Source organism: Desulfarculaceae bacterium, from assembly GCA_020444545.1.
GTDB lineage: Bacteria > Desulfobacterota > Desulfarculia > Desulfarculales > Desulfarculaceae > Desulfoferula.
In genome coordinates this window covers 96,746-121,182 of the sequence record JAHLKT010000004.1, presented here as the reverse complement: position 1 = coordinate 121,182, position 24,437 = coordinate 96,746, and the positions used below count along the sequence as shown (strand labels likewise).

The window sequence follows — 24,437 nt, the reverse complement described above, 5'->3', positions numbered from 1 at the left end:
TTTTTTGTGCGGGTGACTGGCCAAGCCGGTGCCTAGCGGAAGTGGCAGGCGCAGCGGTGCCTCGGGCCAATCTCTTTGAGGGGCGGCTCCTCGACGGCGCAGATGTCCTGGGCCTCTGGGCAGCGGGTGCGGAAACGGCAGCCCGAGGGCGGGTTCACCGGGCTGGCCACGTCGCCCTTGACCGGCGGGGGCTGCATGGCCCGGTGGGGGTCGGCCACCGGCGCGGCGGCCAACAGGGCCTCGGTGTAGGGGTGGCGCGGCGGGGCGTCAAAGACCTCGGCCGGGGCCAGCTCCACCACCTTGCCCAGATACATCACCGCCACCCGGTCGGACACGTGGCGCACCACGGAGAGGTCGTGGGCCACGAAGATGTAAGTTAAGCCGAAGCTTTTCTTTAGCTCCATGAGCAGGTTCAAGACCTGGGCCTGGATGGACACGTCCAGGGCACTCACCGGCTCGTCGGCCACCACCAGGCGGGGCCGGAGGGCCAGGGCCCGCGCAATGCCGATGCGCTGGCGCTGGCCGCCGCTGAACTGGTGGGGATAACGCCGGGCGTGCTCGGGCCTAAGGCCCACCTCGGCCAACAGCTCGCCCACCCGGGCCCGGGCCTCGGGCTTGGCCATGCCGTGGATCACCAAGGGCTCGGCCAGGATGGAGCCCACGTTGAGGCGCGGGTTGAGCGAGGTGGCCGGGTCCTGGAACACCACCTGCATCTGGCGGCGCAGTTCCTTCCACCCGGCCCGGTCCAGGGAGGTCACGTCGCGGCCCTCGAAGAGCACCCGGCCGGTGGTGGGCTTGATCAGCCCCAGGGCCAGGCGGCCCAGGGTGGACTTGCCGCAGCCGCTCTCGCCCACCAGGCCCAGCACCTCGTGCTCATGCACTTCCAGGCTAACCTGGTCCACCGCGTGCACCGTCTGACGCTTGGTGCCCATGAAGCCGGCCCCCACCCGGAAGTGCTTGGTGAGGCCTTCCAGGGCCAGCAGGCCGCTGCCCTGGCTCATGCCGCGATCCTCCGCTCCCGCCGGGCCTGGTCATGGTGCAAATAGCAGCGCACCGAATGGCCAGGGGCCACCTCCACCAGAGCGGGTTCGGCTTGGCGGCAGGGCTCGAAGGCGCGGGGGCAACGGTCACTGAAGGCGCAGCCTTGGGGCAGGTTGCCCAGGGCGGGCACGATGCCCCCGATGGTGGGCAGCTTCTGGCCCGGCCGGGGAGCGCGGGCGGGCAGGCAGGCCAGGAGCCCCTCGGTGTAGGGGTGGAGGGGGTGGTCGAAGAGTTCGTCCACCGACGCGTCCTCCACCAGGCGGCCGGTGTACATGACCATGACCCGCGAGCAGGTCTGGGCCACCACGGCCAGGTTGTGGGTGATCAGGAGCACCGCCGCCCCGGTCTCGGATTGCAGATGGCGCATCAGTTCCAGAATCTGGGCCTGAATGGTCACGTCCAGGGCGGTGGTGGGCTCGTCGGCGATCAAGAGCTTGGGGTCCAGGGCCAGGGCCATGGCGATCATCACCCGCTGGCGCATCCCACCGCTGAGCTGGTGGGGGTAGGCCTTGGCCCGGGCCTCGGGCTCGGAAATGCCCACCTTGTCCAGCATGGCGATGGCCCGCTGCCAGGCCTCGGCGGAGGAGCCCTCGCGGTGGGTGGTTATCTCCTCGGCGATCTGGCGGCCCACGGTGAACACCGGGTTGAGCGAGGTCATGGGCTCCTGGAAGATCATGGAGATCTCCTCGCCCCTGAGCTCGCGCATTCGGCGGGGGGGCAGGGTGAGGAGGTCCGTGTCCTCGAAGAGGATGCGGCCTGCGGCCACCCGCCCCGGCGGGGGCAAAAGGCCCATGACGCTGAGCGCGGTGAGCGATTTGCCGCAGCCGCTTTCGCCCACCAGCCCGGCGATCTCCCCCGGGGCCACGGACAGGCTGAGGCCGTCCACGGCCACGATGGGGCCGTCCTCCGTGTCGAAGACGGTGCTCAGGTCGTCAATGCTCAGGAGGGCTTCGTTCAAGGCCGCCCTCTTATTTGCCCGCCACCAGCATGAGCCGGAGGTCCATGACGTTGGTGCGGGTGGGGCCGGTGATGATCAGATCGTCCAGGGGCTGGAAGAAATTGTAAGCGTCGTGGCGGGTGAGGAAGTCCCGCGCCTTGAGGCCCTGTTCCGCGCCCCGGGCAACGCTTTCGCCGTCGGCCCAAGCCCCGGCCGCGTCGGTGGGGCCGTCGGTGCCGTCGGTGCCTAGGCTGACGGCCAAGACGCCGTCCTCCCCGGCCAGGTCGATGGCCGCGGCCAGGGAGAACTCCATGTTGCGCCCGCCCTTGCCCGGGCTGTCGCCCAGGGTGACGGTGGTTTCGCCGCCGCTCAACAGGCAGCAGGGCGGGGTGGCGGGTTGCCCGGAGGCCAGGCACTCGCGGGCCATGGCGGCGTGCATCCGGGCCACGGGCGCGGTCTCGCCCTCGATGGTGGTGCCCAACACCAGGGAGGCATAGCCCAGCTCGCGGGCCTTGGCCGCCGCCTGCTCCACCGCGCCCCGGTTGCTGGACACGATGAGGTTCGTCACCCCGGCCAGCTCGGCGTCGCCGGGTTTGAGGGTGTCGGGCAGCTCGCCGGCCAGGCCTTGCTCAATGCGCTGGCGCACCGGGTTGGGAACCTGGTCCCAGATGCCGTAGCGCGTCAGGATGTCGCGGCACTCGCCCCAGGTGCTCAGGTCGGGAACCGTGGGGCCCGAGGCGATCACGTCCAGGCGGTCGCCCACCACGTCGCTGATGATCAGGCTGATCACCTTGCCCGGCGCGGCCCGGCGGGCCAGGTTGCCGCCCTTGAGCTCGCTCAGGTGCTTGCGGATGGCGTTGATCTCGCCGATGTCCGCGCCCGAGGCCAAGAGCAGGCGGGTGGTCTCCTGCTTGTCGGCCAGGGCGATGCCGTCGGCCGGGGCCACCAACAGGGCGCTGCCTCCGCCCGAGAGGAGGCACAGGAACAGGGTGTCGGGCGCGGCGTGCTCGGTCACCAGATCGGCGATGGAGCGGCCCGCCTCCACCCCCCGGGCGTCGGGCACCGGGTGGCTGGCCTCGTCGATATTGATGATCTTGGTCTCCCCGCCGTGGCCGTCCTTGACCACCACCCGGCCGTCGCCGATGCGCTCTCCCAGGACCGTCTCCACCGCCTGGGCCATGGGCGCCCCGGCCTTGCCCGCCCCCACCACGATGATGCGGGCGTATTGCTTGAGATCCAGGGCCTCGCCGCCCACTTGGAGGGTGTCTCCCTCGAGCCTGAGGGCCTGGCTGACCGCGCGGAAGGGGTCCACCGCGGCCAGGGCCGTGTCGATTATGTCTTGGGCGTCTTTTCTAAGCTGAGGGGAGGGCATGAGGCGATTCTCCAGGGGTTGCAATTTATCGACAGGCTACCACAAGGCAGCCGGGGATTGAACAAAACAAGGGGGAGCCGCGTTGCCGCGGCCCCCCCAGGGAGCTGAATTTCAGCCGATGCTTACTTCATGGTCTTCTTGCCGCAGATCTCGCCGCGCTGGCCGGCGAACTCACGGATGTAGTTGCCGCAGTTGCGCTCGGACCAGGAGCCCTGCTTCATGTACTGGGTGATCTTGAACTGACCGGCGAAGTAGTTCACGAAGGGGTAGCCCATGGCGGCCCAACCCACGACGCCACCGGGGACCTTGCCGTCCTTGGAAACGTAGTAGACGTTCTTATAGCCGTACTTGTACAGCATGCCCGCCACGTAGCCGGCCCGGTGCTGGGTGCGGCAGTAGACCCAGATCTCCGCGTTGGGATCTTTGATCTTCTTGGGGATGGTGTACATGTGGCCAGCGTGGATGTGGCTGGAGCCCTCGATATGGAAGGCCGCGAACTCGGGATGGGTGCGCACGTCCAGCAGGTACGCCTTGGACTTGCCGGCCAGAACCTCCAGCCACTTGGCGTGCAGCTGAGCGGTGGTGCGGTACATGTCCTTGGGAATCCAGCTGGTCACCTCTTTGTGGAAAGCCTTCTCATTGGCCTTCAGGGGGTTGCTGCCGGCCAGGGCCATGCTGGCCATGGTGGCCACAAAAGCCACGGCCATAAGGATGACTACCAATTTCTTCATTTCGCCTACCTCCGTCTGGATATCTAGTGGGTTAAGTTAGTTGGGCATGACGGCGGCCCGGGGAACGGCCCGGGCCGTCACTATTACTCGACGGTTATCAGCTTGGGACAGAGGCTAACATCCCTCGTCCTGAATCTGCAGCACCGGCTGGGGAGATGAGGGCTTGGGGGCCGGGGGCGCGGCGGCCGCGGGAGCCCCGGAAGCGGCCGGAGCGGTGCCGGGCACCGGAGCGCCGGAGACCTTCACCTGGCCGGCCTTCTGCACTTGCAGGGCCACGTCGTACATGATGGAAAGATCGTAGAAGGCCCAGGCTCGAGCCGATTTGGGGTCCGCCTGGACCGCCTGCTTGAAGTATGTTTTAGCAGAGGCGTAGTCGCCGCGGGCAAAAGCCTGCTCCCCGAAGCGCATCTTTTCGGCGCAAAGAGTCGGGTTCTGACAGTCGGCGGGTTTGGTCATCTCGGCGGGTACGGCCAGGGCAAGCCCCAGAGCCAGGGCGGCAACCAATCCAAGCACCAGGGCCAGTCTCTTGTATTTCATGGGTTGATTACTCCCTCCCGCCGCGCACAAACCCCTCTCCACAGGCGGGTGGCGGGGCGGGAATGTGTTGCTCGGTTTAATGGAAAACAGTATAACAAGTTAGATTTACAAACTCAATAGGGCGGAGTCGTTGAAATATGCAACTATCCCTAGTATCTATCAGAGCATAGTCCGCCCGCTCAGTTCCCGGCCGTGGGCCAGGATCACCGTTATGATACGGCCTCTGCGGCCCTGACAACAACTTTGGGGACATCGCCATGGTTTTTATGGTCAAAATCCTGCAATTCATCAGCTGGCTGTTGGGAGCCTACATGTGGATCATCATCGCGGCCGCGGTGATAACCTGGGTGCGCCCGGACCCCAACAACCCCATCGTGCGCTTTTTGTTCGCGGTCACCGAGCCGGTGCTCTGGCGCATCCGGCGCTGGATTCCCACCAGCTTCGGCGGCTTCGACGTGGCCCCGGTCGTCCTGATCCTGGCCATCATCTTCATCCAAAACGTGGTCATCTCCGGCCTGATGAGCGTGATCATCGGCAACGCCATGACCATGCAGTAGGGACGGCCCACGCCACCCCCGCATCGCCCCCGAAAGGCAGCCCTGTTCATGTCAGGATGGGAAATCCTCGATTCCGACAAGATTCTAGATCATCCGGTGCTAAGCGTCACCCGCAGCCGCCGCCGTTTGGGCAGCCATACGGCTGACTTCGTGACCTTGCACTCCAGCGATTGGGTCAACATCGTGGCCCTCACCCCGGAAGGCAACGTGGTGCTCATCAAGCAGTGGCGCCACGGCAGCGAGGACTGGGCTGTGGAGATACCCGGCGGCCTGGTGGACCCGGGCGAAGACCCGGCCCAGGCCGCGGTCCGCGAGCTGCGCGAGGAAACCGGCTATGTGGTCGAAAACCTCGAGTTCCTGGGCAAGGTGAACCCTAACCCGGCCCTTTTCGACAATGCCTGCCACACCTATTTGGGCCTGAACGCCCAGCTGGCCGGCGAGCCGGACCTGGACCCCGGCGAGAGCATCGAGGTGTTCCAGGTGGAGTCCGGCCGCTTGCCGGACATGGTGGCCTCGGGCGAGATAGACCACTGCATCGTCATCGCCGCGCTGAGCTTTTATTGGCTTCGCCAGGGACAAGTTCTTGCTCAAAACAAGCCTTTGTTGTAGTAGTAAGGCACCCTTAGGAGGCTAGGAGGCCCCATGCCGGATCAGCAGCAGTTGGCGCGTCTGCCTAAGGTGGACACCCTCTTGGTCCACCCCCGCATTGCATCCCTGGAGGGCCAGGTGCCCCGCCCGGTGGTGCTTTCGGCGGTGCGCCAATATCTGGACGGCCTGCGGGGCCGCCTGCTGGCCGATGAAGAGGTGACTCCGGCCGAGCTGGAGCTGGAGGCCACGGCCTCGGCTGCGGCCGAGCTGGCCCTGTGCCTGGCCGCGCCCAGCCTGCGGGGGGTGGTCAATGCCACTGGGGTGGTGGTGCACACCAACCTGGGGCGCTCCTTGCTGACCAAGCGGGCCTTGGAGCGCCTCCTGGAGCTGAACCAGGGCTACAGCAACCTGGAGTACGACCTGGCCCAGGGCGCCCGGGGCAGCCGCTACGTACATGTGGACCGGCTGCTCTGCGAGCTCACCGGAGCCGAGGCCTCTCTGGTGGTGAACAACAACGCGGCCGCGGTGCTGCTCAGCCTGCAAACCCTGGCCGCGGGGCGCGAGGTGGTGGTGAGCCGGGGCCAACTGGTGGAGATCGGCGGCTCCTTCCGCATCCCGGACGTGATGGCCCGCTCCGGGGCCATCCTGCGCGAGGTCGGGGCCACCAACAAGACCCATCTGCACGACTACGAGAACGCCATCACCTCCAACACCGCGCTGCTGCTCAAGGTGCACACCTCCAACTTCGCGGTGGTGGGTTTTCACAAGGAAGTTTCCCTGAGCGAGCTCAAGGCCCTGGGAGACCGCTACCATTTGCCGGTGATGGAGGACCTGGGATCGGGCAGCCTGGTTGACTTCTCGCCCTATGGGTTGCCCAAGGAGCCCACGGTGCAGCAGGCCCTGGCCGAGGGCGTGGACCTGGTCACCTTCAGCGGCGACAAGCTCCTGGGCGGTCCCCAGGCCGGGGTGATCCTGGGCAAGGCCGAGTACGTGGAGCGCTGCCGCAAGAACCCCACCAACCGCGCCCTCCGGGTGGACAAGCTGACCCTGGCCGCCCTGGAGGCCACCCTGGAGCTCTACCGCGAGCCCGAGAAGGCCCTGGCCGAGATACCCACCCTGGCCATGATCACCGCGCCCTATGAGCGCCTCTCGGGCCGGGCCGCGCGCCTGGCCCGGCGGCTCAAGGGCCTGGGCCTGGAGCGGCTCAAGGTGAGCACCCGCGAGGGGGTGAGCCGGGTGGGCGGAGGCGCCATGCCCCTGTCCGCGCCGCGCACCCGTCTGGTGCAGGTGGAGGTGGAGGGCATGAGCCCCACTCGCCTGGAACAGGCCCTGCGCGGGGGCGACCCGCCCATAATCTGCCGCCTGGAAGACGGACACCTGCTCATCGATCCCCGCACCCTTCAGGACGGCGACGCCGCGGCCATTGCCCGCGCCCTGGCCGCCCTGGCCGCCTGAGGAGGAAGCCCTTGCCCCCAGCGCCATCCGCCGAGCTGAGCTTCGGCGACCTTTCCCGTTGCGAGGAGATTCTCAAGCCCCCCTTCCGCAAGGCCCTGGGCAGCGCGCGCATCGACCTTTTGCCTCCGCCCGGCCCCCAAGACCCCAATCACCAGGTGCTCAGCGAGGCCCTGGGCAAAGGCCGCGCCGTATTCGACAGCGGCAACCGCCGTTTGCTCATCCCCTTGCTGGACGGCAGCCGCCCCCTGGGCCTGTTGGCCGTCAACGGGGTGAGCCTGGAGCAGCTGCCCAGCCAGGTGCATCCCTTCCTGGCCTCGCTGGTGGACACCGCTTTGTCCCTGGTGCGCTACCGCCTGGCCGCCGAGACCGACGGGCTCACCGGCCTGGGCAACGAGGCCGCCCTGGACGCGGCGCTCAGCACCGAGGTGGCCCGCCTGCCCGCCGCGTCCGCCCAAGGCCGCCTGACCCTGGATGACGACGAGGGCGGGGGGCTGACCCTGTTGGCCTTTTCGCCCCGGGGCCTGGCCTCCTGGCAGGAGCGCCACGGCCGCCGCTTCAGCGAGCAGGTGCTCCGGGGCCTGGCCGCCCTGGCCAAGGAGGCGGCGCCCGGGGCGGCCCTGCGCGCCCGGGTGGGCGAGGTGTTCTACGTGCTCCTGCCCGGCGGCGAGGAACGCGCCCAGGAAGCGGCCGAGAGCATCGCCGGGCGCGCGGCCCAGCTTAGCCCCGAGGGCAACGGCGGGCCGGTGTGGCCGGTGAGCCTGGCCATGGGCGCGGCGCGTCTGGAGCACCGGGGCAACCGCCCGGCGGTGGAGACCGGGGCGCTTTTAAAGCTGCGGGTGCAGCGCGCCCGCCAGGCGGCGGAGCGGGCCGGGCTGGAGGAATTGCTCTTTTTCTACCAGATCGCGGCGCGGGCCGGACGGGTGCAGGAGGTGATGCCCCTGGACCGGGTGCTGATCAACCTGGGCCGGGCCCACGGCCTCACCGAGGGCGAGCGCTTCGCGGTGAGCGACCCGGACAAGGGCCCGGAGCAGGCCAAGGCCTCGGTGGCGGTGAGCAAGCTGGGCTCCGAAGAATCCTTGGCCGAGGTGGTGGAGCTGAACTCCCCGGCCAGCCTGCTCCGGCCAGGCGACGTTTTGCACCGCCTGGCTCCCCAGGAGGCGCCCTCCGAGGAGCCGGGCCGCCGCCAGACCCTGGCCCTGGGGGGCGGCGAGGTGGCCGTAACCCTGGAGCAGGCCAGCGGGGCCTTGGAGCGGCGCTCTCTCATGGCCGCCTACTCGGCCCTGTGCACGGGCGAGGAACCCTTGGCCGTGGCCGTGTTGGGCGTGGAGGGCCTGGAGGGCATGGCCGAGGTGGTGGGCCGGGTAGGGGCGGAAACGCTCATGGCCGCCCTAACCTCGGCGGCGCGCCAGAGCTTCGGGCCCGAGGCCGTGGTGGGGCGCTACTCCCCCGAGGCCCTGGCCGTGCTGGCTCCGGGCCTGGACGCGGAGGCGGCCCTGGCTGCCGCCGGCGAGGCCTTGGAGGCCATGCGCAGCTCGGGCGGGCGGCCGGTGCGGGCCGGGGTAGCGGCCCATCCCCGCGAGGGATTCGCCAAGGGCGAGGCCATGGACCACGCGGCCAAGGCCCTGGTGCATGCAGGCTATCTGGAGCCTTACTCGGCGGTGGCCTGCGACGCGGTGAGCCTCAACGTCTCCGGCGACACCCTGTACAACGCGGGCCGCCTGAGCGAGGCGGTGGCCGAGTACGAGAAGGCGCTATTGCTCCAGGCCGACGAGCCCAATGTGATTAACAGCCTGGGGGTGTGCCACGGCCGTTTGGGCAACATGGAGCGGGCGGCGGAGTACTTCGGCCGCGCGGTGGAGGTTTCGGCCCAGGACTTCATGGCCCACTACAACCTGGGCCTGGCCCTATTGAACCTGGAGCGGGTGGAGGAGGCCGGGCCTTGCCTGGCCCGCAGCCTGGAGTTGGAGCCCCAGCACGCGGACACCTTGTTCCAGCTGGGGGCCCTGGCCCAGAAGCAGGGCCACACCAACGAGGCCCTGGACTACTTCCGCCGCGCCGCGGCCCGGCCCGAGTGCCGCCCGGCGGTGCACTGCCGCCTTGGCCAGATGCTGGCCGCCGCCGGGGAGACCGGACCGGCTGAGGCCGCCTTCAAGGAGGCGGTGAAGCACAATCCCCGCGACATCGCCGCCCTGGGCGGGCTGGCCGTGCTCTATTTGGACCGGGGGGCCAACAGCGAGATCGCCCTGTCCCTGGCCAAGCGGGCCCAGCAGCAGGAGCCGGACGAGCCCCGCCACGTGGGGGTGGTGGCCCGGGCCATGCTGGCCCTGGGCCAGGCCCAGGAGGCCTCGGAGCTGTTGGAGGACGCGGTGGAGCGCTGGCCGGACAATGAGCGCTTGGAAGAGTTGCTGGATCTGGCGCATGAGGCGGAAGACGCCTTGGATTAGCGCCGGCCGGCTTCGCCAGACAGCGGGATGCTGCGTTGCCGGCGGCGCTCCAGCCTCGCTGTAGGCCGCGCTACAGCTCCGGCTGTCGCTTGCCGGACGCCTTGCCTGCCGCCGCCTGGCTGTGCCGGGGATAGCTGTGCGGCGGAAAGAAAGATGGGAAATTAAGGGCGAGCCTGCCTACAGGCCGCTTTTCTTTTTATTCAAAACTTCTCTCAGATAATCCTTGAACAAACCAGCCACCCGGGTGGCTTCGTATTCTTGCCGCATGGCCGCATCACCCCAGGGCGTGGGCGCGGGCGGCCTTTGCAGATAGTCGGTGAGCATGACCGCCACGGCCACGGGGTCGCCGGGCGGAGCCACCGCGCCTCCGGCCCGCAGGATGAAATCCGCTGCCTCGCCGGGCGGGGCGATGCCCAGAATGGGACGGCCCGCTCCCAGGTAGTCCACCAGCTTGGAAGGCAGCCACACGCTCTCCTCGGCCGGGAACTCCAGGAGCATCAGGGCCTCGGCGCTCTGCATCAACTCCAGGCTGCGCTGGTAGGAAACGCGGCCCGTGAACTCCACCAGGCCCGGGGGCAGGGCGGCCAGGTCCTGGTCCGCCTCCAGGTTCAGAGGCGGCTCGCCTACAATCTCCAGGCGCACCCCCTCCAGCAGAGTGGGGCTTTCGCGCAGGAGCAGGCCCAAAGCCTGGAACAGAGGCTTGGGCGAGCGCGAGCCGTAGAGGCTGCCCAGATAGCGGATGATCCGCTCCCCGCCGGGCGCAAACTCGCCCGGGCCGAAGGCCTCGGGATCGTAAAGATGGGGCAGCACCCGCGCCTTGCCCCGCCAGGCCTCCGGGTACTTGCGCATGAACACCTCGGCCATGCCGCCCGTGGGGAACAGGCACAGGTCCGCGCCCGCGACGATGCGCTCCTCCAGGCGGCGGTTATACTGGGCGCTCCAGCGGTCGTCGCCCCGGAAGGGCCAGTCGCTCCACAGGTCGCTGAAATGGGCCACCCAGGGCAGGTTAAGCTCGCGGGCCAGGGCCTGGCCCACCAGATGGTCGCTCCAGGGGAAGGCGAAGCTCACCACCACCTCGGGCTGTATGCCGCTGAGGCGCAGGTGACGCAGGGCGGCCTGAGTGGCCGGGCGGGCCCAGGAGCGCCAAGCGTCGGGCGTGCGGCCCCACACCGGCAGGCCCCGGCGCAGCCAGCGGTTCTGGCGGCGCAGCAGGCCACGGCCCCGGTCGTAGCGTAGCAAGACCTCGGCCAGGGGAGTGAAACCGCGTCCCACGGCCACGCTGGCGTCGGGATCGGTGATAACGTCATGGCCGCGCAGGAGCATCACCGGCAGCCGGGCCGCGGCCAAGAGGCGGTGCACCTGCACCGCGCGGGGCTCGGGCGCGGGCGGGTAGTGGAAGGACACCGCCAGCACCAGGGGGCCTTGATCAAGGGGCAGGCCAGGCAGGCTCATGGCGCGCCTCCTTGGGAAGCACGGTCCAGGATGCGGGCCAAACGGCGGGTCTGCTCCACCCGGCTGAAGATGGCCGGGGGCGCGGGAGGCGCGGCGGGCGGCTCGTCCAGCCAGGCGCGCAGCACCCGGGCCACGGCCGCCGCGTCGCCGGGAGGCACCACCGCGCCCGCCTGGCAGGCCTCCACGATGGCGCTGGCCTCGCCCCGGGCGGTGAGGGCCAGGATGGGCCGCCGCGCGGCCAGATACTCGTAGAGCTTGCTGGGGATCACCCCCGCGCTGCCCGGCAAGTCCTCCAGGGTGAGCAGCAGGGCCGAGGCCTCCTGTTGCAGGCGCACCACCTCGGCGTGGGGCAGATGCCCGCTGACCTCCACCTCCAGGCCTTGCAGGCCGGGATCGGCGATTTCGCCACCCGCCACCCGGCCCACCACTTGCACCCGGGAATTGGCCCGTTCCTCGGGGCTCAGCAGCTCCAGGCCCGCCCACAGGTGCTTGAGGCTGGTCACGCCGAACAGGGTGCCGGTGAACAGCAGAGAGAACTTGTCCCCGCGCGGCGGCTCCGGCGCGGGGGGGAAATCAGCCGGGTCATAGCCGTTGGGCAGCCAGGTGAACTTGCTCTCCGGCTGGCCGTAGAAGCGGGCCAGCTCGCGGGAGTGGGAGGCGCTGGCCGTGATCACCGCCGAGGCGCCCTGCACCAGGCGGCCCTCCAGGCGGCGGATGAGATTCAGGCGCAGGGGGCTGGCCTGGCCTGGTTCGAAGCCCCGGCTGTAAAAGCCGCTCCACACGTCGCGGAAGTCCAGCACCAAGGGCAGGCCCAAACGGCGGGCCAGGAGCCAACCCAGCACCAGGCTGGTAAAGGGCGGGGCCGTGGCCAGCACCACCTCCGGCCGCGCCCGTCGGCAGGCGGCCAGGGCCTTGGGCAGCCCGGTGGCCAGCCAGAGCACGTGGCGGTCCGGGAAGACCAGCCCGGCCAGCCAGCGCTTCCAGGAGGAGGCGTCCCCGGCCGAGGCCTTGCCGCCGCCTCCCCCGGCCTCCAGGTTGAACAGGCGCACCACCTCCAAATCCGGGGGCAGCTCGTTGGCCAGGGCCGGGTCGTGGGCCAGGGCGGCGGGGCGCTGGGCGGTGAGCACCAGGGGGTCCCAGCCGAAATCGCGCAGATAGCGGGCGAACTTCAGGGGACGGTGCACCCCGGCCCCGGAGGCGGGCGGCCAGAGATAGGTGACCAGGGCGGCCCGCTTCATGCGGCGGCCTCCCCGGCGGCACGGGCCAATACTTGATAGAGTTGGGCCGCGCTGTCGCGCCAGGAGCGCCCGGCCACGGCCTGGGCCAGCGTGTCGGCATCCCAATCCCGCTCCAGCACCCGGGTTGCCGCCTCGGCCATGGCCCCGGGGTCTCCCGGCGGGAACATGGCCCCGGTGCGGCCTTCGGCCACCACCTCGGGCACCCCGCCCACCCGGGCGGCCACCACCGGGCGGCCGCAGCCCAGGGCCTCCAGCACCGCGTTGGGGTCGCCCTCGGAGCGGCTGGGCAAGACCAGGGCGTCGGCCGCGGCCAGATAGCGCGGCACCTTGCGGTGCTCCTGGGGCCCGGCCCAGATGATCTGGGGGGCCACCTTTAGCTGGGCGGCCAGGTCTCTCAAGCGCGGCTCCTCGGCACCGCCGCCCACCATGACCAAGCGGACCTGGGGCAGCCGGGTCAGGGCTTGCACCGCCAAGTCCGGGCCCTTGATCGGATGCAACCGCCCCACGTAGACCAGCAGCTTGTCGGTCTTGGGCAGGCCCAGCTCCTCGCGGGCGGCGCGCTGGTCGGCCGGGGTGAACAGCTCGCGATTCAGTCCGTTGGGCACCACGCTCACCCGCTTGGCACCCAGGGCGCTGGCCTCCTGGGCCAAAGCGGGGCTCACCGCCACCACCTCGCTGGCTCCGCTCAGGGCCTCGCGTAGATAGGGCAAGCGGGCGGGGTCTTCTTTGAGCAGCATCAGGTCGCTGCCGTGCAGCTTGATGACCAGGGGCAGCCCCAGGCGGCGGGCGGCCCCCAGGCCGGCCCATCCGGCCGGGAAGAGCCAGGTGGCCAGGAATACATTGGGCCCCAGATCGCGGGCCCGCTTGCGCAGGCAGGGCCAGGCGGAACGCAGGAAGGCCCGGCCATGGCGGCGGCGCAGCAGGCGGGGAAGGTACCAGAACACCGGCCAATCCACGGTAAAGGGCTTGTCTTGCGAGGGCAAGGACAGCCGCCCCGCCCGAACCACCAAGGGCCAGGGCACCGGAGCCACCAGGGCCAGGGGGCACAGCTCGGCCAGGGCGGCCAGCTGCTGGCGGTTGAAGGCGGCCCAGCCCGGCCTGAGCAGGTTGGGGTATTGGTCGCTGAGGGCCAGCACCCGGGGGGACTGCTCCCCACCTCCCGTGCCCAGGTTTCGACCGCTGTTGGGAATCACCCGCACCTCGCCGCTGTGCGCCATAATTGAGAACAACTCTTCATATCATGCAATCTAGGCCCCCGGCATTGGGGGTGTCAACCTTATCTCAAGGGCTTGTATCATGCTAACCAGGCGGTTATCCTGATTATCAAGGGTACTTACGCTGGAGAGTCCGCAGTGAGCCATAGGCCCGATATCAGTTTTGTGATCATATCTTTCAATGATGCGGAGCGGCTGCCCGGCGCGGTTAGCTCCGCGGCGCTGATGTCGGCCGAGGCGGGCCTGGATTGGGAAATCTGGGTGGTGGACAACGGCTCCAGCGACGGCACCGCCCGCCTGCTCCGGGAGTATCGCCAAAACCTGGGGCCGCGCCTGCACGCCTTGCATCTTCCCGAGAACCAAGGCACCACCGTGTCGCGCAACCTGGCCCTCGCCCGCGCCCAGGGGAGGGTGATCTGCGTGTTGGACTCGGACGCCGAGCTTCTGGAAAACGGCATCGTCGGGGTGCTGGATTTCCTGGAGCGCTTTCCCGAGGTGGGCATCCTGGCCCCCCGGATCATCATGCCCGACGGCAGCACCTACGATTCGGTGAAAAAGCTGCCCACTCTCACCGACAAGCTGCGCAAGCTGCCGGGCATCGTGGGCGCGCCCACCATGAGCAACACCGACTGGTACCCGGACTTCCCCTTTGAGCGGCCCCGCCCGGTGCACACGGCCATCAGCTGCTGCTGGTTCTTTCGGCGCGAGCTTTTCGAGCTGGTGGGGCCCCTGGACGAGCGCATCTTCTATTCGCCCGAGGATGTGGACTGGTGCCTGCGCTGCTGGGAGGCGGGCAAAGCGGTGGTCTACTACCCCTACTTCCGAGTGATGCACCACACCCGGCAGATCAGCCATAAGCGGCCCTTTTCCCGCATGTCCATCAGCCACATGCGGGGCATCCTCTACTACCTGGGCAAGCACGGCTATTGGGTGGACCGGGGCCGTCCGGCGGGGCGCCACATCGAGCCCCTGGCCTGTTCACTGGCCCCGCGCCTGGCCGCCTGGCAAGGCGCCGTCTGGGAGAAGACCGCGTGAGGTGGCTGGCCAAGGCCGCCGTGCAAAAAATTCTCTCCGCCACCCCCAAGGGGGAGCGGATCAACTATCTCCTGGCCCGCCACGTTTATCACGGCCTGCCCCATTCGCCGGAAAAGATGGTGCGCCGCTTCAAGATGGCGGTGGAGTACGTCCACGCGGCGCGCACCCTGGGGCCGCTGCCCGAGGGGCCGGCCAACACCTATGAGTTCGGCGCGGGCCAGGACCTGGCCGTGCCCCTGGCGCTATACGCTCTGGGGGTGGATAGCCAGATTCTGGCCGACCTCAAGCCTATCGCCGACTGGTATCTCATCAACCACGCGGTGGAGCGCCTGCGCGAGCGCTGGCCCCGCTTGGAGGCCCTGGCCGGGCGGCCCCTCAGGCCCTTGCCAAGCGAACCGCTGGCCAGCGCGGCCCAGCTAAAGACCCGCCTGGGCATCGACTACCGCGCGCCCATGGACGCCCGCTCAACCGGCCTGCCTGGCGGCGGCTTCGATCTGGTTAGCTCCAGCCACGTGTTGGAGCACATCCCCGAAGACATGCTTCTGCCCATCATGGCCGAGTGCCGCCGCCTGGTGAGCCCGGGCGGGGTGGTCTGTCATCTGTGGAACATGCAGGACCATTACGCCGGATTCGACCCCAGCCTGAGCGTGTACAACTTCCTGAGCTTGGGCGATGGGGCCTGGGGCCTGATCAACAGCGGCCTGCACTATCAGAACCGCCTGCGCCTGCCGGACTATCTAGCCATCTTCCGCGAGGCCGGGCTCCGGGTGGTGCACCAGGAGGTGCAGTGGCCCAGCCCGGCGGACCTGGAGCTGCTCTCACGCCTGCCCCTGGCCCCCCGCTTCCGGGGGCGCTACACCCCGCGCGAGCTGGGCGCCCGCATGGCGGTGATGGTGCTCAAGCCGGTCTGAAAAATCCCGTTTATTTCTGATTCAGCAGCCAGGGCAGGTCCGCGGTGGGACGGAACCACCAGGAGAACTTGCGGCTGGGGTTGAGGGTGTAGGGAGTCTTGCGCCCCGGGCGCACCGGGGGCAGCATCATCTTGGCCGAGACGAACAGCTCGTTAAGAAGCTTCTGGTAGTGCGCGTATGGCTTGCCCTGTTTGCGGGCGAAGTAGATGGCCGCGGCCATGATCTTGCTGGTGTCCAGGCAGTGCATGCGGTCGGTGCTCACCGCCTTTTCCGACTGCTCGGCCGAGCTGGCCAGATAGTAGGGCAGGGTCTCCACGCGCTTGGCGTTCTTGGCCTTGTAGCGGTAGGTGCCCTGCTTGACCATGTAGTCAGCCAGCATGAGGATGCTCTGGGGCACGCGGGGGTCGGCGCTGACGATGTAGTAGCGCAGGGCCGCGTCCACGAAGAGCACCGACATCCAGGGGCTGCATGTCCAGCCCTTCACCGGGGCGCTGTGTTGCTTGCCGGTGTGGATCAGGCAGCCGTCCCGGGGCGCGCCCGGCGGCGGGTTGGTCTGCATGTTGTAGCCGATCTCGAAGCCCCGGCGGGCCCGGGCCAACAGGGCCGGGTCGCCGGTGATCTCGTAGCCGGCCGTGGCGATCATGATGTGGAAGGAGAGGTGGCGCTCGGTCCAGAAGCTGCGGCTGGGGCTGTACTCCGGGTTCCAGGCATCCAGGAGCTTGGTAAGGCGCAGGGCCGCTTGCTTGAGCCGGGGAAGGCCGGTGAGGAACCAGCCGATGGCCAGGGCCTCCTGGTTGCCGTACTCCACGTTGGCCCCGGGGCTGGCGTTGCGCATGGCGAAATTGCCGTCGGGCTTAATCTTGCTGGCGTAATACTGCACGTCGCGCAGGGCGTAGGCCAAGGGCTCCAGCTTGCCGGTGGTCAGGTAATTCAAAAAGATGGTGGTGGTGCGGTCGAAGAGCCAGGCCTTGTAGTCGTTGACATAGTCCACCCCGTAGCGCTTCTTGGCGTTCTTTTGCACTGCCTGACGTTTGATGAGGATGGGCTTGTTGATGGCCTGCTTGAAAAAGCCGGCCCGGGCCCGCTCCAGCCAGTGGAAGCTCGGGTACGCGCCGGCCGGGGCCAGGCGGCTCTTGACCAGGGATTGCCCCAGCCATGAAGCGGGGAACATGGCCCAGGCCACCGGATCCTTGACCCTAAAGGCGGGGTAGGAGCCGTCGGCCACCGGAAACCATCCTTGGTCCGGCGGAAAGCCTCGCTCGCGGTTCTCGCGGCGGGGCTTGCCCCAGCGCAGGGTGTAGGTGCGGGGCATCGCCGTGGCCATGAGGTCCAGGTATTGCACCAGCACCGCGCGGATGCTGGGCGCGCCGGGGACCGGGGGCTGCCAGCGGGCCAAGACGGTGACGTGGATGGGCATCTCGCCGCCGCTGTTGTCGAACAGAGCCAGGTTATTGGGGTCGCGCAGGCAGCCCGGCGGGAAAGGCACCCCGAAGCTCACCGGCACCACCCGGGCCACCGCGCTGGGGTGGGGCACCAGGGTCACGGGCAGGGTGCCCGAGGGCCGGGCGATGGGGAAGAAGCCGACATAGGCCCGCGCGTCGGGATTGGCCGGGGCGGCGGCCAGGGCCGGGGCGGCCAGGAGCAAAACAAGGGCCGCCAGGAGCAGGGCGGCCAGGCGCGGCGGGATGACGGAGCAAAGGCCGGTTTTCATGGGGCTACCTTTGGGCTGAGACATACTCTAGAATAGGCAACATTCGCGGGCCCAAACAACCTTATTCGCCCCGCGCCGAAGGGACAGCCCATGGATCTGAGCAAGTACAGCCCCAAGGAACAGGAGCGCATCACCGACCTGATGGGCCTTTTGCCCTCGGGCCGTGAAAGCCTGTTGGAGATCGGGGCCCGCGACGGCTACTTCACCGGTCTCCTGCGGGAGCGCTTCGATCGCATCACCGCCCTGGACCTGGAGGAGCCGGAGATCGACTTGCCGGGCGTGACCACGGTGCAAGGCGACGCCACCAAGCTGCAATTCCCGGACGAGAGCTTCGACGTCGTGCTGTGCACCGAGGTGCTGGAGCATATCCCCGGAGTGGAGCGGGCCGCCGCCGAGCTGGAGCGGGTGGCCCGCTGCGAGCTGGTGCTGGGCGTGCCCTATGAGCAGGACCTGCGCTTCGGCCGCCTGGTGTGCCTCACCTGCGGCAAAGTCAACCCGCCCTACGGCCACCTCAACCGCTTTGATGAGCATCGCATCGCCGAGCTGTTTCCCGCCTGCCGGGTGGCCCGGAGCGGCCTGGTGGGCCGGGCCTCGGAGCGCACCAACTGGCTCAGCGACCGGCTGATGGCCCTGGCCGGTTATCCCTACGGCTCCTACGACCAGCAGGAGCCCTGCGTGCACTGCGGCGCGCGCCTCAAGCGTCCGGCCCCGCCCACGGGCTGGCGCCGCCTGGCCGGCAAGTTGGGGGCCCGCTTGCTGAGCCTTGAGCAGCGCCTGAGCTCTCCCCGGCCTATCTGGATGCACCTGCTGCTGGTCAAGCGCGACTGCTCTTCCTAGGCCAGCACCCATAAAAAAAAGCGCCGCCCCGGAGGGCGGCGCTTGGTCGTTTCTCGGCTGGGTCTAGCCCTTGCCTTGCAGGGTCTTGAGCAGGCGGACCGCCGCGTCTTTCTCGCGGAAGTTGCCCAGGGAGATGGCCTTCTGCAAGTTGGTCTTGGCTTCCTCCAGCTTGTTCATGGCCATGTAAGTGGCCCCCAGGTGGTAGTACACCGTGGCGTTGTTGGGGTTGAGCTTGCGCGCGTCGTTCAGCTCGGCCAGGGCGCTGGTGTGCGCCCCGCGCTGGCTGAGCACCCAGCCCAGGGTGTCGAGCACCCGGGGGTCGCCGGGAGCCAGGCGCTTGGCCCGCTGGATCAGGGGCAGGGCCTCGTTGAGGTTCTTGTCGCCGCCCTTTTGGCCCAGCAGATAGGCCAGGTTGTTCAGGGCGGGCACGAAGTCCCGGTTGAGGCTAAGCGCCTTGCGGTAGTCCTCGATGGCCAGGTCGATGTTGCCCATCAGCTCGCGAACGTCGCCCAGGGCCACCAGGGCGGTGGGGTTGTTGGGGTTGAGCTTGAGCGCCTTTTGCAGGTAGCTCTCGGACTCCTTGAGGTTGCCCGTGCTGCGCGCCGTGGCCGCCAGGCCCATCAGGGCGGTGATCAGGCGGGGATTGAGCTCCAGGGCCTTCTTGAACTGGGGCACCGCCTTGGCCGGCTGGGCCTGGATCATGTACAGGTCGCCCAGCAGGTTGTAGATCAGGTCCTTGCGCTCCACCTTGTCCATCTGGGCTTCGACCCGCTTGACGGCCTGGGCCTGCTTCTGCTCGGACATGTAGATGAAGGCGATGCGCATCAGGGCGTCGATGTTGCCGGGATTGCGCTTGAGCGCCTCTTCATAATACTTCTTGGCCTCGGCGGGCTGTTTCTGGGCCTGGGCCAACATGCCCATGCGGTAGTAGCCCGCCGCCGAGTCCGGCGCCCGCTTGATCAGGGCCGTGAAGTCCTCGCGGGCCTTGTTGTAGGTTCCCTGAGCCAGATAGAGGCGGCCGCGCATCTCCAGGGCGGCCAGGTTCTTGGGCTCCAGGGCCAGGATCTGGTTCATCTCGTTGATGGCCTGCAAGAGCTCGCCGGAGCGGGCGTAGATGGCGGCCAGGAGGAAGCGGGCCCGGGTGTCGGCCGAGTCGGCCTGCACCGCCTTGATCAGGTCGGCGCGGGCCAGCTGGGGCTTGCGCTGGGCGGCAAAGGCCTGGGCCCGGCGGAACAGGGCCTCGGGGTCGTTGGGCCGCTGGCGGATGACCGCGGTGAGGGTGGCCACCGCCTTGTCCAGGTCTCCCCGGGCGGCCAGCAACCGGCCTTGCAGAATCTCGGCCGCCGCGTTGCCCGGGAACTTGGTCAGGATGGTCTTGACGCGCTTTTCGGCCTCGTCCAACAGGCCGCGCTCCAGGTCCAGCTCGGCCAGGGCGTTCAAGGGCACCGGCGAGTCCGGGGCCACCTTGGCCGCCTGGTTCAGATAGGCCAGGGCCTTTCTGATCTCTCCGCGCGAGGCGAAGAAGCGGGCGGTCATCAGGGAGGGCCACATGGAGTTGGGGAACTGGCGCACCGTGGCCAGGTAGGTCTGTTGGGCCTTGTCGAACTGGCCGTTGACTGCATAAAGCCGGGCCAGGGCCAGGCGGGGACGCTCCTCGCCGGGGTTGGTGGCCACCAGCTTTTGCAGGGCCTGCTCAGCCTCGCCGGGCTGCTGCATGCGCATCAACAGCTCCACCAGCATGAGCTGGAGGCGGGCCTCCTGGGGATGGGCCTTGACCGTCGCCCTGAGGGCTTCCAGGGCCTTTTGGTCCTGCTTCTGGTTCAGGAACAGGCGCACCAGCAAAAGGCGCGGGGTGAGCAAATTGGGAGCCAGCTTGATGGCCTCGCGGAACTCCTTCTCGGCCAAGTCCGGACGGCCTTCCTCCACGTGCAGCTGGCCCAGGAGCACCCGAATGTCGGGGCGCTGGGGCGCCAGCTTGAGGGCGGCCTCCAGGGTGACCACCGCCTTGGCGGTCTCCTGGAGCTGGCTGAAGGCCTGCCCCTTGAGCACCAGGGCATCAACGTCCTCGGGCTTTTCCTTGAGCGCTATCTCGGCGCGCTCCATGGCCTCGTTGACCCGTCCGGCCAGCAGAGCGATCTGCCCCAGGCGCACCTGTGCGTCCAGGTTCTCCGGGTCCAGGGTCACCACGTTGAACAACATGCGGTAGGCCTGGCCCAGGTCTCCCAGCTTGAGATAGGTAAGGGCCAGCTTGTAATGGGCATCGGCATACTGCGGGTCTTTTTGCACCGCGTTGCGGAACTCCAAGGCCGCCTCGCGGAACTTGCCCTGGTCGTAATACTGCTGCCCCTTTTTGAGGAACTCTTCCTTGGTCTGGGCCCAAGCCGAAGCGCCCCCCAAACAAAGGGCCAGCGCGACCAGCGCAACCAGCCCCAGCCTGCCCAATGCGTTTGCCATGGGTTTCATGCTTTTCTCCCACCATGTTTGCGCGCGTTCCTTGCCGTGGCCCATAGGGGAAACCGGCCGATTGGCGGTTTCCGGGCGCCGCGTGGCTCGCGCCGCGGACCGATGCACCGGATGTCCAGTACATCAATATATAAAACTAGCACATTTTCACCCCTGACTGAAAAGGGGGCAGCCAAATCAGCGCAGGGCCGGGGTCACTCGGGGCGGCTCCTGGGCCGCCGATTTCTGGTCTTCGCCTCGGGTAAGGGCAGGGGCCACCCGGAAGGCCAACAGCCCTGCCTTGGAGCTTTTGAGACCCTCGCCGGGTGAAATGGTGACTTGCAGCGAATCCACCTTCACGGTGTAGCTGGTCTCGGGCCTGAGCCCGGCCACCAGATGGCGGCTGAGGCCCGTGGGATAGCGATAGCTCACCGGCGGCTCGGCCCCCGGTTCGCCCAGGCGCACCACCACCACCCGGGGCCAGGTGGGGTCTTTGATCTCCAGGCCTATGGTGCGGCTGTCGCCGGTCTTCACCGCCTTGATCATCGGCACTTCCAGGCTCTTCTGGTCGGCCGGCAGCAGGGCGTGCAGCATGGGCTGGCTCATCACCGCCGCGTCGGCCACCACGTACTCCGCCCGCCAGGGGGCCGGGTTCACCGTGGGCGGCCGGGGCGGGTAGTTGCGGTTGCCCACCCAGGAGCCGGCGGTGCCCGCCCCGCCGGTGATGTCCAGGCGGGCCCCGGCGGGCCACACCGGCACCACCTCCAGGCGGCTCTCGCCGGCCATAACCGTAAAGGGCGTGGCCGGGCCGCGCCAGCGGCCGGGGGCCAGCTGCTTCAGGGGGCTGGCCGCCTTGGGCCGGTCGGCGAAGTGCAGGGCGAAGTGCACGCTCAAGCCTTTGCGGGCCAGCTCCACGTCATCGGCCACCACCACCACCTCCACCGCCTCGGCGTCGTCCGGGCCGTTGGCCCGGAGGAGGAACACGTGACGCAGGAAGCGCTTGAGCTTGTGGGTGGAGCCGTCGTAGGCCTCGGTGGCCCGGCCGCGCACATAGGCGTAGCGGGGTTCGTCCTCCAGGGCCTCGATCTGGGCCACCTGATAGATGTCGCCCAGCTTGTCCCAGGGGGCCGCGCCGGTCTGGTAGCCGCTGGCGGTCCAGGGGGCGCTTGTGGTGGGGCGTCCCTTGTTGTTGAACAGGGACCAGGCCCGCTGCCCGCCGTCGTTGCTGTAGGTGCCCTTGGGCTGCTTGCCCGCCCGCATGTCGTACCAGGAATACTCCTGGGGGTCGTAGACCAACAGGGTGTTGTGGGCCACCGAGCGGATGCCGTAGTTCAGGGCGTGGGCCGAGGTGGGGCCGTCGTAGCCCCCTTCCTGGCTCAAAAGCATGCCCCGGCGGAACAAAATCAGGCTGCCTGCGGCCAGGTGCTGGCGCAGGGCGAAGTGGGGCCCGCAGTTGAAGCCCAGCCAGGTGGAGCGATCCGACCAGTCCGAGCGCAGCACCGCCTGGCCCGTGGCCGGGGCCAGGTTGCTCAGGGCCACCGTGGCCAGGGCCTCGGTGGGCGCGGTGGGGTCCAGCCACAGGAAGTCCCAGAAGACCCGGTTGTGAGCCAGCATAGTGGGGGTCTGGCCGTCCAGGAGCAGGGCGCGCACCGCCCCGGCCGCGGGGTCGCCGGGCCGGAGGGCCAACAGGGCCATCATCTGCATGCGGGTCATCTCGGCCGCTTGCAGGGGGGCCAGCACCTCGTCGCCGCCCGGGGCCACCTGGCGGTATTTGCCGGCGGGGGCCTCGGCCAGGCCGGGCAACAGGCGGAAAAGCAGATAGGAAAGCCGGTCCTCGAACCAGGGCAACAGGCCGGGGCCGCGCTCGCCGGTGGCGCTGCGCACCGCCAGGGCGAACAGCACCAGTTCCAGGCCGGCCCGGGCGCCGGGGGTGTCGCCCTCGTACCAGCCGCCGCCCGCGCCCAGGTTGGCCAGGCAGGGGCGGATCTGGCTCAGATAACGCTGCTCCCAGGCCTGGACCAAGAGCTTGTCCGCCGAGGGTTCGGTGCCGTGGGCCACCAGGGCGGCCATGGCGCTCAGGTTGAGCACCGCGGCCGATTCGGTGTCAAAGCAGCCCTGGCCCCGGCCGACGAAATATTCGGCCTGGGACAAGAGCCAGCGGCACACGCCCCGGCGCTGCGCCTGGTCGAAGTGCTCCCAGGCCCAGTCCAGGGTGAGGGCCATCTGGCGGCCCAGGCGGACGGCGGGCAGAATGTCGTCTTGCAGGAGCAGGTAGGTGTCGCCGGTGTTGGCCTTGCCCAGGCCGCCTTCGCCCTCGGAGCGCACCGTCACCTCGGAGGCGGTGTAGCGCGACACGGGCAGGAACTGTTTGGCCGTGAAGCTGGGCCGCAGAACCTTGTAGCCCTGGCCCAACAGGGCCAACGGCTCGCGGTTGGCGGTTTGGCCGAGCAAGGTGCCTTTGGAGTAGGTCTGCACCGTGCCGAACAGGGCGCCCTTGAGGACGCAGGCCACGGCCAGCTTGCCCAGCTTTCGGGACAGCTCCTGATCGCTGGAGGAGAGGATCAGCGAGGCCAGGGCCAGGCCGGGCCCGTCGGCCGGGGCGGCGCCGCTCCGGGCGGGCTCCAGGGCCCAGGAGAGCAAGCGGCGCCAGCGCAGGGCCCGGGCCTGGGCCATTTCGCGCAAACGGGGAAGGTCGTTGGGGGTGAGCAACAGGCGGGGATGGGCCGTGCTCACGGTGAGGCCCGCGACCTGGGCCGGTTTGGCCGCGGCGGCAGCGCCCGCCGGCGCGGCGGACGCGGGTGCGGGCGCGGCTGTTTGCTGGGCCAGGCAGGGGACGGCGGCCAGCAGCAGAATAGCGCCTATGATGACGGCCCGTTTTAACACTCCAGGACTTCTCCCCTTTCCAGCCGGTGAATGGTCTGGGCCATCTCCCGGCTGGTCATGAACCAAAGACAAAACCTTTGACCGTCATTATATACGTTGCACAGGCCTTCAAGGAAAGTCCTCATGGCCTTGCCCAAGAGAACCGGGTGTTCCTGCTCGGGCGCGCCGTGGCAGGTGAGCTTGATGAAGCGCACCTGCTCCGCGCCCTTGACCACCGGGGCCCGCTCCAGCCACAGGGGCATCCGCCTGAGGTCCGGCGGGTTGTGCCAGGACAGTTCGCTGATTTCCAGGCGGGGCAAAAGCCCCCATTTGCGCCGTCCCCAGTCCAGGGCCAGAACCCCCTGCACCATCAACAGATCTCCCCGGGGCGGCTTACCCACTTCGGCCGGATCGCCCCGGTCGTGGCTCTTGGGGAGCCGGGGGTCGTCGGTGGCGTAGTAGATGGAGTTGATGATCCGGGTCTGGGTGGGGCTGGGTCCAGAGGGCATGGTGAAGTCCGCATAGCAGCCGCTCCGGGCCAGGATGCCGATTTCGTCGTTGCGGCCGCACCACTGGCCGTCGGGCCGGGAGTTGTCCAGGGCCCAGTTGCCGTGGATGAAGCCGTAGGTCACTTGGCCGGTCTCCGGGTCCACCCCCAGCAGGCCGTGCTCCTGGCGCAGGATCTGGGCGTAGCCGGCCAGCTTGTCCTCCAGCTCCCCGCTGGTTTCGCCGTGGTGGTGCAAATGCACCTCCACCGAACCCACCCCCTGGGCGCAGACCTCGGCCAGGCGCGATAGCATCTCCGGCCGATAGTCCTCCAGGGGGTAGTAGAAGTCGTGTTGGGGCGCCCGGCCCCGGCAGTCGGCTAGGCCGGCGGTCATGCGGGGCCAGCCCTCTTCCCAGGCCTCCAGACGGGCCCTGGCGCGGGCCTCGTCGGCCCCGGCCCAATAGGGCTCCCAGTGGTCGGTGATGGCCAGGCACAGGTGCACCGGCCCCCGGCCGCTTTGCCGGGGGTGGCGCGCCTGTTTGAGGTAGGCGGGGAGCCATATGTCCATCGCTTTGATCATTGACCC

19 protein-coding genes are annotated in these 24,437 nt (G+C 68.7%); 7 read left to right on the top strand and 12 right to left on the bottom strand.

Features of this window, described 5'->3' with window-relative positions; translation table 11 throughout:
• Positions 1-32: 32 nt before the first annotated feature.
• The 5 genes from KQH53_12410 to KQH53_12390 form a co-directional block, all read right to left on the bottom strand.
• Positions 33-1,001, bottom strand: coding sequence for an ATP-binding cassette domain-containing protein (locus KQH53_12410; GenBank protein MCB2227473.1), 969 nt, complete (start codon positions 999-1,001; stop codon positions 33-35).
• Positions 998-1,999, bottom strand: a complete 1,002-nt coding sequence (locus KQH53_12405) for an ABC transporter ATP-binding protein (GenBank protein ID MCB2227472.1) — start codon at positions 1,997-1,999, stop codon at positions 998-1,000. The genes KQH53_12410 and KQH53_12405 overlap by 4 nt, the downstream gene beginning before the upstream one ends.
• Before the next feature lie 10 nt (positions 2,000-2,009).
• The gene (locus KQH53_12400) at positions 2,010-3,350 is read right to left on the bottom strand and encodes a glycerate kinase (protein MCB2227471.1); all 1,341 of its coding nucleotides are present in this window, start codon (positions 3,348-3,350) and stop codon (positions 2,010-2,012) included.
• Between the two features lie 122 nt (positions 3,351-3,472).
• Positions 3,473-4,081: a rhodanese-like domain-containing protein gene (locus tag KQH53_12395; GenBank protein ID MCB2227470.1), complete on the bottom strand. Its 609-nt coding sequence runs from the start codon at positions 4,079-4,081 to the stop codon at positions 3,473-3,475.
• 114 nt (positions 4,082-4,195) lie between these two features.
• A complete protein-coding gene (locus tag KQH53_12390) occupies positions 4,196-4,618 on the bottom strand; it encodes a hypothetical protein (protein ID MCB2227469.1) in 423 nt (140 codons plus the stop codon).
• A gap of 257 nt (positions 4,619-4,875) precedes the next feature.
• Between KQH53_12390 and KQH53_12385 the strand changes: the two genes are divergently transcribed.
• From KQH53_12385 to KQH53_12370, 4 genes are read left to right on the top strand one after another with little or no spacing between them, the layout of a single operon-like run.
• Positions 4,876-5,175 (top strand): YggT family protein, encoded by a 300-nt coding sequence (locus KQH53_12385; GenBank protein ID MCB2227468.1) that lies wholly within the window; start codon positions 4,876-4,878, stop codon positions 5,173-5,175.
• Between the two features lie 48 nt (positions 5,176-5,223).
• The gene (locus KQH53_12380; protein ID MCB2227467.1) at positions 5,224-5,784 is read left to right on the top strand and encodes an NUDIX hydrolase; all 561 of its coding nucleotides are present in this window, start codon (positions 5,224-5,226) and stop codon (positions 5,782-5,784) included.
• A gap of 33 nt (positions 5,785-5,817) precedes the next feature.
• Positions 5,818-7,218 (top strand): L-seryl-tRNA(Sec) selenium transferase, encoded by a 1,401-nt coding sequence (gene selA / locus KQH53_12375; GenBank protein ID MCB2227466.1) that lies wholly within the window; start codon positions 5,818-5,820, stop codon positions 7,216-7,218.
• A gap of 11 nt (positions 7,219-7,229) precedes the next feature.
• A complete protein-coding gene (locus tag KQH53_12370; protein MCB2227465.1) occupies positions 7,230-9,662 on the top strand; it encodes a tetratricopeptide repeat protein in 2,433 nt (810 codons plus the stop codon).
• 177 nt (positions 9,663-9,839) lie between these two features.
• On the opposite strand, the gene KQH53_12365 is transcribed toward KQH53_12370, so the two are convergent.
• From KQH53_12365 to KQH53_12355, 3 genes are read right to left on the bottom strand one after another with little or no spacing between them, the layout of a single operon-like run.
• On the bottom strand, positions 9,840-11,114 hold the full coding sequence (locus KQH53_12365; protein MCB2227464.1) for a glycosyltransferase: 1,275 nt from the start codon (positions 11,112-11,114) through the stop codon (positions 9,840-9,842).
• Positions 11,111-12,352, bottom strand: a complete 1,242-nt coding sequence (locus KQH53_12360; GenBank protein MCB2227463.1) for a glycosyltransferase family 4 protein — start codon at positions 12,350-12,352, stop codon at positions 11,111-11,113. The genes KQH53_12365 and KQH53_12360 overlap by 4 nt, the downstream gene beginning before the upstream one ends.
• Positions 12,349-13,569: a glycosyltransferase gene (locus KQH53_12355; protein ID MCB2227462.1), complete on the bottom strand. Its 1,221-nt coding sequence runs from the start codon at positions 13,567-13,569 to the stop codon at positions 12,349-12,351. Before KQH53_12355 ends, KQH53_12360 begins: the two co-directional genes overlap by 4 nt.
• 135 nt (positions 13,570-13,704) lie before the next feature.
• Between KQH53_12355 and KQH53_12350 the strand changes: the two genes are divergently transcribed.
• The gene (locus KQH53_12350; protein MCB2227461.1) at positions 13,705-14,601 is read left to right on the top strand and encodes a glycosyltransferase; all 897 of its coding nucleotides are present in this window, start codon (positions 13,705-13,707) and stop codon (positions 14,599-14,601) included.
• Positions 14,598-15,512, top strand: coding sequence for a methyltransferase domain-containing protein (locus KQH53_12345; GenBank protein ID MCB2227460.1), 915 nt, complete (start codon positions 14,598-14,600; stop codon positions 15,510-15,512). Before KQH53_12350 ends, KQH53_12345 begins: the two co-directional genes overlap by 4 nt.
• A gap of 10 nt (positions 15,513-15,522) precedes the next feature.
• Here KQH53_12345 and KQH53_12340 read toward each other — a convergent pair whose 3' ends face one another.
• The gene (locus tag KQH53_12340; GenBank protein MCB2227459.1) at positions 15,523-17,223 is read right to left on the bottom strand and encodes a hypothetical protein; all 1,701 of its coding nucleotides are present in this window, start codon (positions 17,221-17,223) and stop codon (positions 15,523-15,525) included.
• Positions 17,224-17,313: 90 nt separating this feature from the next.
• On the opposite strand from KQH53_12340, the gene KQH53_12335 reads away from it, so the two are divergent.
• On the top strand, positions 17,314-18,060 hold the full coding sequence (locus tag KQH53_12335; GenBank protein MCB2227458.1) for a class I SAM-dependent methyltransferase: 747 nt from the start codon (positions 17,314-17,316) through the stop codon (positions 18,058-18,060).
• 63 nt (positions 18,061-18,123) lie between these two features.
• Here KQH53_12335 and KQH53_12330 read toward each other — a convergent pair whose 3' ends face one another.
• The 3 genes from KQH53_12330 to KQH53_12320 all read right to left on the bottom strand — a co-directional run bounded on the left by KQH53_12330 (position 18,124) and on the right by KQH53_12320 (position 24,419).
• Positions 18,124-20,523 (bottom strand): tetratricopeptide repeat protein, encoded by a 2,400-nt coding sequence (locus KQH53_12330; GenBank protein ID MCB2227457.1) that lies wholly within the window; start codon positions 20,521-20,523, stop codon positions 18,124-18,126.
• Between the two features lie 177 nt (positions 20,524-20,700).
• A complete protein-coding gene (locus KQH53_12325; GenBank protein MCB2227456.1) occupies positions 20,701-23,385 on the bottom strand; it encodes a heparinase II/III family protein in 2,685 nt (894 codons plus the stop codon).
• Positions 23,379-24,419 carry a hypothetical protein gene (locus KQH53_12320; GenBank protein MCB2227455.1) on the bottom strand — a complete coding sequence of 347 codons (1,041 nt, stop codon included), beginning with the start codon at positions 24,417-24,419 and terminating at the stop codon, positions 23,379-23,381. The genes KQH53_12325 and KQH53_12320 overlap by 7 nt, the downstream gene beginning before the upstream one ends.
• Positions 24,420-24,437 lie beyond the last annotated feature (18 nt).